This window comes from Spirochaetaceae bacterium (assembly GCA_009784515.1).
Classification (GTDB): Bacteria; Spirochaetota; Spirochaetia; order WRBN01; family WRBN01; genus WRBN01.
In genome coordinates this window covers 1-6,827 of sequence record WRBN01000093.1, presented here as the reverse complement: position 1 = coordinate 6,827, position 6,827 = coordinate 1, and the positions used below count along the sequence as shown (strand labels likewise).

The 6,827-nt window shown below is 40.4% G+C and carries 8 protein-coding genes; 5 read left to right on the top strand and 3 right to left on the bottom strand.

Annotated features, from left to right (window positions below; genetic code table 11):
• Window positions 1-138 precede the first annotated feature (138 nt).
• The 3 genes from rpe (at window position 139) to FWE37_08665 (ending at window position 2,652) form a co-directional block, all read left to right on the top strand.
• Window positions 139-801 carry a ribulose-phosphate 3-epimerase gene (gene rpe / locus FWE37_08675; protein ID MCL2521053.1) on the top strand — a complete coding sequence of 221 codons (663 nt, stop codon included), beginning with the start codon at window positions 139-141 and terminating at the stop codon, window positions 799-801.
• Window positions 794-1,885 (top strand): tetratricopeptide repeat protein, encoded by a 1,092-nt coding sequence (locus tag FWE37_08670; GenBank protein ID MCL2521052.1) that lies wholly within the window; start codon window positions 794-796, stop codon window positions 1,883-1,885. Before rpe ends, FWE37_08670 begins: the two co-directional genes overlap by 8 nt.
• A 62-nt stretch (window positions 1,886-1,947) precedes the next feature.
• Window positions 1,948-2,652: an rRNA pseudouridine synthase gene (locus FWE37_08665; GenBank protein MCL2521051.1), complete on the top strand. Its 705-nt coding sequence runs from the start codon at window positions 1,948-1,950 to the stop codon at window positions 2,650-2,652.
• A 29-nt stretch (window positions 2,653-2,681) separates the two neighbouring features.
• Here FWE37_08665 and FWE37_08660 read toward each other — a convergent pair whose 3' ends face one another.
• The 3 genes from FWE37_08660 to FWE37_08650 form a co-directional block, all read right to left on the bottom strand.
• Window positions 2,682-3,704, bottom strand: coding sequence for a M15 family metallopeptidase (locus FWE37_08660; protein MCL2521050.1), 1,023 nt, complete (start codon window positions 3,702-3,704; stop codon window positions 2,682-2,684).
• A gap of 69 nt (window positions 3,705-3,773) precedes the next feature.
• A complete protein-coding gene (locus FWE37_08655; GenBank protein ID MCL2521049.1) occupies window positions 3,774-5,012 on the bottom strand; it encodes a hypothetical protein in 1,239 nt (412 codons plus the stop codon).
• An 87-nt stretch (window positions 5,013-5,099) separates the two neighbouring features.
• Entirely contained in the window at window positions 5,100-5,237 is a 138-nt protein-coding gene (locus tag FWE37_08650; protein MCL2521048.1) for a hypothetical protein, read from the bottom strand.
• 201 nt (window positions 5,238-5,438) lie between these two features.
• Here FWE37_08650 and FWE37_08645 point away from each other — a divergent pair, with 201 nt between their 5' ends.
• Both FWE37_08645 and FWE37_08640 read left to right on the top strand, forming a co-directional pair.
• Complete coding sequence (locus tag FWE37_08645; GenBank protein ID MCL2521047.1) at window positions 5,439-5,753, top strand: hypothetical protein; 315 nt, start codon at window positions 5,439-5,441, stop codon at window positions 5,751-5,753.
• 82 nt (window positions 5,754-5,835) lie between these two features.
• The coding region (locus FWE37_08640; GenBank protein ID MCL2521046.1) for a putative DNA modification/repair radical SAM protein at window positions 5,836-6,827 on the top strand (992 nt) is incomplete at its 3' end.

Below are 6,827 nucleotides of genomic sequence, written 5' to 3'. Positions count from 1 at the left end.
TTTAAGGTTGGTTTGGCTAGATAAAATTGCTAGACTAGCTAGTCATCGATAAATACTGTTGGTGCCTATAAAGGGATAGTTACTGTCATTAACAAGCGGTAGCAAAAAAAGCTTTTTTATGCTATAATATACTTTATCATGAATAAAGTAGTTGCCCCCAGTCTATTAGCGGCTAATTTTGCTAACTTATTGCCATCTTTACAACTATGCGAAGAGGCTAACTTACACTCCCTCCATCTAGATGTGATGGATGGCCATTTTGTGCCGCCTATTAGCTTTGGCAGCCAAATGGTGGCGGCCCTGCGCATTAAAAGCTCGCTTTTTTTTGATGTGCATTTAATGACTTACCGCCTAGAAGAACACATCGAAGATTTTTTTATGGCCGGCGCCGATAGCCTTAGCTTTCATTACGAAGCCACCAGCCATCACCATCGTATCATAGAGCAAATAAAAGAGTTTGGCCTTAAAGTTGGTGTGGCCTTAAACCCCAGCAGCCCCTTAACTTTACTGAGCGATATTTTACCTTACCTTGATAAAGTACTGATAATGAGCGTTAATCCCGGTTATGGCGGCCAAAAATTTATTGAGCACAGCCTTACTAAAATTAAAAATTTAGCTTTTTTTCGCCAAGAACTTGGCTTAAATTTTTTAATAGAGGTTGACGGCGGCGTTAATTTGCAAAATGCCGCCGCTTTATACAAAGCTGGGGCCGATGTACTGATAGCCGGCAACGCCTTATTTAGCGACAGTACTAACTTTATTAAAAATGCCGCCAAATTTCAGGAAATTTTTAATGACTAATATTATTTTAAGCAAAGCTGAACGTGCCTTTAAAAGCCGTAACTTTGATAAAGTTATTAATTTGCTGGAGAATAATGTTACCGGTTACGATAGCAGCGCTGATTTTTTTTACCTGCTTGGTTTAAGCTGCTACTACAAAGGTGATATGGCCGGCGCCGAGTTATATATGGCCCGTGCCTTAGCTATTGCCCGCGATAATACCGATATTAGTTTAATGTTAGCGGTGCTTGCCTTGCGTAGGCGCGATACCGCCAATGCTATTAAAAGCTGGCTGGCTATCCTCGAGTTAAACCCCGACCACAAAAAAGCTCTCTTGGCCATTAATAAGTTAAAAGATATTGACAGCCCCAGCGATTTATCACGTTTTATTTTAAGCAAGGATTTTAAAAAATTATTACCAAAAATTAAATTTTATCCTAAAATCAATTTTAAAATTTTAATTATTATTTTAGTATTATCAATTAGTTTAGCTTTAATTTATCTTAATCCTTTTGCTACTCTTTTTACAAGACCGCAGCGCAGCGATAACTTAAGCGATATTACCTTTACCGCTATAAATTTACCCAACCAATTTACCGGCAGCCCTACTCTTTTTGAACTAAGTGATGACGAGGCTTTATTACTTTTTGACGAAGCCCTCGATTATTTTAATAACTATCAAGATAACTCCGCCCGCCTTCTACTTAATCAAATTAAATTTTCTAATGCCGATGTTAATTTACGGCAGCGCGCCCATTTACTGGCGCAATCGACTCGCCGCCCCGATTTTACCACCCCACCCGATGGTAACATTACCATTGGTGAGGTGTTAGGCCAGCCCTTTTTGCACGATGGCCTCTTTGTGATTTGGCGCGGGGCCATTAGCGGCCTTACCATCGATGAAGAGTACAACCGCCTTGCTTTTAGGTTACTGGTTGGTTACGAAGACCGTCAGCTGGTGCAGGGCGAAATAATGGTTTACGTTTATTTTATTGCCACTATCGAGCCTAGCTTGCCCATCGATGTGCTGGGACAAATCGCTATCGATAACAATAATCAGCTTTATTTAAATGCCGTTTCATTGCGGCAAGTAATCAATAACTAAAAATATTAATTTTCACTTTCCACTTTTTAACTTTTAATTTATACTTCCTAATTACTATGACTATGCGTATCGATAATTTTTTGGCTGTAAGCGGTCTATGCGCCCGCCGTAAAGTGGCTAACTTTTTACAAGAACAACGTGCGGCTATTGATGATAAAATTATTACCGAGCCCGGTGAGCGTTTTACCACCGAGCAGCTGGCTAACCTAACTATTAATGGCAAACATTTTAAGGCAGGCAATAAATTTTATTACTTTATGCTTAATAAACCCGAAGGTTACCTTTCGGCCAATAGTGATGGTTATGGCCGCCCTTTAGCTGTTAATTTAATTAAAGAAAGTAAGCAGATTAGGATTTACAACGTAGGACGGCTAGATTATAACTCGTGCGGTTTGTTGCTTTTTACCAACGATGGGGCTTTTACTAAAATAGTTAGCCATCCATCATCTATGATAGAAAAAGAATATTATGTAAAAGTTGATAAACCCATAGCTAAAATTATATTAGCTAAATTTAAAACCGGTCTTAATATTGACGGCGAATTTTATAAAATAAAAAATTATCATCATATGACCAATTATAGCGTTAATTTAATTTTAACCGAAGGTAAAAAGCGCGAGATACGGCTGCTTTTTAAGCATTTTGGTTACCAAGTTACTTTACTTAAACGGCTGCGTATTGGCGGCTTAAAGTTAGGTAACCTAACCGCCGGCAGCTACAGGGCTTTAACAAAAGAAGAAATTGAACTAATAACTGAAAATCTATAACAACTATTAAGGTGTGTGTCAACTTTTAACTAATTAACGTTTCTAAAATAAGTAAAACCTATAAATTCGTTAAATTCACGACGAAATTGCCGAGCTTTAAAAAATTCGGGCCGGTACTCAAAGTGCATAATGTCCCAATGGCTCCAGTTGCCGCCCCAAAAAAAGCCGGCTTCTTCAAAGGCAGCAATAATGAGGTTTGGTATCTGCCAGCGTTCATCGGCTGGGATTTGTGCCCAATTAGGATTGCGCCGCATCTCCCATATCCAATAAATGGGTTGGTCGCGGTTTTCCGGTAAAATATCGATGGCTACGCCTAAGGCGTGAAAACTAAGCGTGGTTGTACCAATAATATTACGCCACGAGTAACCGGCGGCAAAATTAAGAGTGGCAATAAAATCGGCAATTTCGTCATCAATATGAGCAAAGATTTGCTCCTCTACTTGCCTTAAAGGCTCGTAAATCATTTGATGAACGGGAAAATCAAAGCCCAAAAAGCTGGTTTCCACCACCTTTTGCTCAATCGTCTCGCGGGTACTGCCGCCGTAAAGTACCTCGTACCAAGCGGTATGAAAAACCGGATTGAGCGCCGGCGCTGGATTGGCTGGGGCTGCTACTTCGGCCGCAGTATAAAGATAAACCGGCTCTTCTTGATGGGGCGGCAGTTGATAATCGACAAAACGCCTAAAATTATCGGCCTGCGCTAAAAGCTCGTGCGGCAATTTACGGCCGTAAGCAAAATAAAGCTGCATATCATTATGAAAGGTGATAAGCCAGTCGTTATATTCCGGCACAAATTGTATATTAGTAATTAAATCGGGGTAAGCCGCCTGTAAAGCCATTAACCTTACCAGTGTATCGGTTTGGTTAAAAGTAAAACTTAATTTAAGTAAATCGTCTACCTCGAAGCCGCGCTCGGCAAAATAAGGTACAAAGGGCCGCTGCCAAGCCGGTAAATGACTAAGGTTAAGCTGTTCCGGCCGGTTGGCTTGGCTTTCTAACATAATTACTGCCAGTAAAATAAAGGCTGCTAAAACAAGATATTTTTTTTTCATGGTAGCTTCAGTATAATAAAGACTAACCTTAAACGGCAAGTTTTAACCTTTAGGCTTACAGCTTTACCATTAATCTTGTCGGTCATCTTTAGGGAGTTTGGTTTTACGCGGCCGGCCGCGCTTAAGGCCGCTGGAAGAAGGTTGTTTTAACCCTAAGGCCAGTATACGTTCTTCATCGTATTCGGGCACTAAATGATAAGCCTGATGTATAATACAAAAAGCCAAATGATGCTCGGTGATGTTATTATAGGCCAGCGTAAAGTCGCGGGCAGCCCTAAAAGTTTTAGCATCGTAAAGTTTTTCCTTTTCAAAAGGGTCATTGCCCTTTTTAGGTTTAACAATAGCTTTTTGCGTACTTTGGTTTACATAAACCTCAATAAATTTAGGCAAATCTTTGTCTCTAATAGAAATTTTTTCAAGCTCTATCGTAACTCTTTTAGACTGCTTGCTTATCCGTAAAAATTTAGCATATTGTAATATAAATAAAAACGCCGTTGCATAAACCATGCCAGAATTTACCGCTTGGCCGGATAAATTACCAACAACCCAATTACGCGCAAATACATTAACCATAATAATAGCAAAAGCTATAATATTTTGCTTCCGGCTGCTGGGGTGAACGGCCAACATAACGGCTACCACAAAAAAACTGGTGTTAGCCTCTATAAACCATATCCAGCCTACACTTACCGCCACAGCTAGCCATAAGTTTTTAAAGTAAAAACTGGTGATGATGGCGGGGATAAGTAAAAGCGGAAAACCGCCGGCTAAACCTACCTCGCTTAGATAAGCTATAACAAAAGAGCCGGCCGTAGCTAAACAAATAAGATAAAGCCACAGCCTAAATTGTTTACGCTCTTTGCTATTACTATAAAACTGATAAAGCTGGCCTTTATCTTCTAAGGCAAATAAAAAAGCACTTAGGTAAGTAATTAGCGTTACCATTATAGTATTAGGGGGAAAATTTAGATACATATTACGGGCAATAACGGCCGTCAGTATTAAGCCAAAAGCGGCTATGTTTTGCCTTAAGCCAAAAGGCTTAAGGGCCAGCAAAAAAACTAGCCAATAAAAGCCATCGTTAGGAGCAACAAACCACGCCCAGCCTGTACTTAAAATGGCGGCCAGCCACCACTTATTAAAATAAAAACTAGCCATAAAAGCCAGCAGTAAGAAAGGTTCAATTAAATGCATAGGCCTTAAATTATGAAGCGGATAGATTATAATATTACCCATAATCCCTGCAAATAACCAAAAGAAAAAAGTAGCATACAACCAAAGACCCACTTTATCATCTATTTTAATCATACCTACTATTATAGCACATATTAATTAAATTTTGTCAACAAAAAAATAAGTTTAGTAACTCTTTATTACTCTGCACTTTTTGTTATTTTAAGGCTGTCTATTATTTGTACTGCCTGTTCCTATGCTTACCGGATCTTTACCACTAAATAAAAAGCGCGAATTGGCGGCGCTTAAAGTACCGGCGGTTAGCATAGCTAATAATAAAACAGCAATTAACTTCTTCATAAAATAATTTCCCCTCAAATTTATTATTTTCCCCTCATTATAGCTTAATTAATTAAAAAAGCAAGCCATAAAATTTAAAAAATATTTTAAACCCCTAATTTTAAAAGTATTTCCCCTTATAAAAGCAATAAAAACTAACGATAGTAAAACTAACAAAACATATTTTACACTAAAATAAATTTAATAAGGAGAGTAAGTATTATGGAAAGCGTAAATTTTAGGCATAGTGCCGACATCGAAATGGTTTCGCCGGAGCAGCCGCCGCTAGGTATGCAAACGCATATTGTTAGAGAAAGGGACGACGATATTTTTGTCGAGTTTAATTTTAACCCGCCCAATAATGTAGATATGTACATGTACGACCTTAATTATAGCGGCAGCGTTTTTAAGGCCAGCGGTTTTAGCACCAATAATAAATTTACTTTAGTTTTTAGGGAAGGGTTTCACCCCATCGCCCTAGAAACCACCTTTACCGATGGTACCAGAAGGTTTGATACTTTTAATTTAATGCTGTAACTTAAATTAAGGGCTGGCCTTACCGGCTAAGCCCTTAGTTATAAAGCTTGACAAATTAAGCAATTAAGTGTACCATTAGCCTATGCTTATTAACGACAAACTGGCTATGCTATCGGCCGCCGCTAAATACGATGTTAGTTGCAGCACCGGTTCTTCCAGCCGGCACGGGCCGGCCGTAAGCGGCGTATGCCATAGCTGGACGGCCGATGGCCGCTGTGTGTCGTTATTAAAAGTATTATTAAGTAATGCCTGTATTTATGATTGTGCTTACTGCAATAACCGCCGCTCTATCGATAGTGCCAAAGCCAGTTTTACCCCGCACGAACTTGCCACCTTAACCAACGAATTTTACCGCCGTAACTATATTGACGGATTGTTTTTATCCAGCGGCATCGTCAAAAGCCCCGATTACACAATGGAACAAATGTTAGAGGTAGTACGTTTGTTAAGGGCGCAAAGTTTTGGCGGTTACATTCACCTTAAAGCCATACCGGGCGCCAGTCCCATCTTACTGCATAAAGCCGGCTTTTTGGTAGACCGTATGAGCGTAAATATCGAGCTGCCTAGCGAGCAAAGCCTTAGCCGCTTAGCCCCCGATAAAAATAAAACCGATATTTTAGGCACAATGGCCGGCATACGCAACACCAGCGCAGAACTAACCGGCGATAAAATTAAAGGCCGGCGGTCTTTCATACCCAGCGGCCAAAGCACTCAGCTTATCGTTGGCGCCACCGAAGAAGATGACGCCACCATCTTAAAACTAAGTAGCGCTCTTTATCAAAAATACGGCCTAAGGCGGGTGTTTTATTCGGCCTTTATGGCCGTTACCGGCGATAAACGGCTGCCCACCGCCGATACCCCGCTGCTGCGTGAGCATAGATTGTATCAGGCCGATTGGCTTTATCGCTTTTACGGTTTTAATCATAACGAAATACTTAATAAAGGGAATTTAGAAACCGACCTCGACCCTAAAGCGGCGTGGGCCAGCCGCAACCCGCAATATTTCCCGGTAGATGTAATGACCGCCGGTGAAGCCGAGCTGTTGCGCGTGCCCGGCATTGGCCTAACCAGCGC

Bases quoted from the DNA above. Each gene is read 5' to 3' on its own strand.
- FWE37_08665 (MCL2521051.1), top strand. From the start codon at position 1,948: ATGCGTATCGATAATTTTTTGGCTGTAAGCGGTCTATGCGCCCGCCGT.
- FWE37_08660 (MCL2521050.1), bottom strand. From the start codon at position 3,704: ATGAAAAAAAAATATCTTGTTTTAGCAGCCTTTATTTTACTGGCAGTA.
- rpe (MCL2521053.1), top strand. From the start codon at position 139: ATGAATAAAGTAGTTGCCCCCAGTCTATTAGCGGCTAATTTTGCTAAC.
- FWE37_08645 (MCL2521047.1), top strand. From the start codon at position 5,439: ATGGAAAGCGTAAATTTTAGGCATAGTGCCGACATCGAAATGGTTTCG.
- FWE37_08650 (MCL2521048.1), bottom strand. From the start codon at position 5,237: ATGAAGAAGTTAATTGCTGTTTTATTATTAGCTATGCTAACCGCCGGT.
- FWE37_08670 (MCL2521052.1), top strand. From the start codon at position 794: ATGACTAATATTATTTTAAGCAAAGCTGAACGTGCCTTTAAAAGCCGT.
- FWE37_08655 (MCL2521049.1), bottom strand. From the start codon at position 5,012: ATGATTAAAATAGATGATAAAGTGGGTCTTTGGTTGTATGCTACTTTT.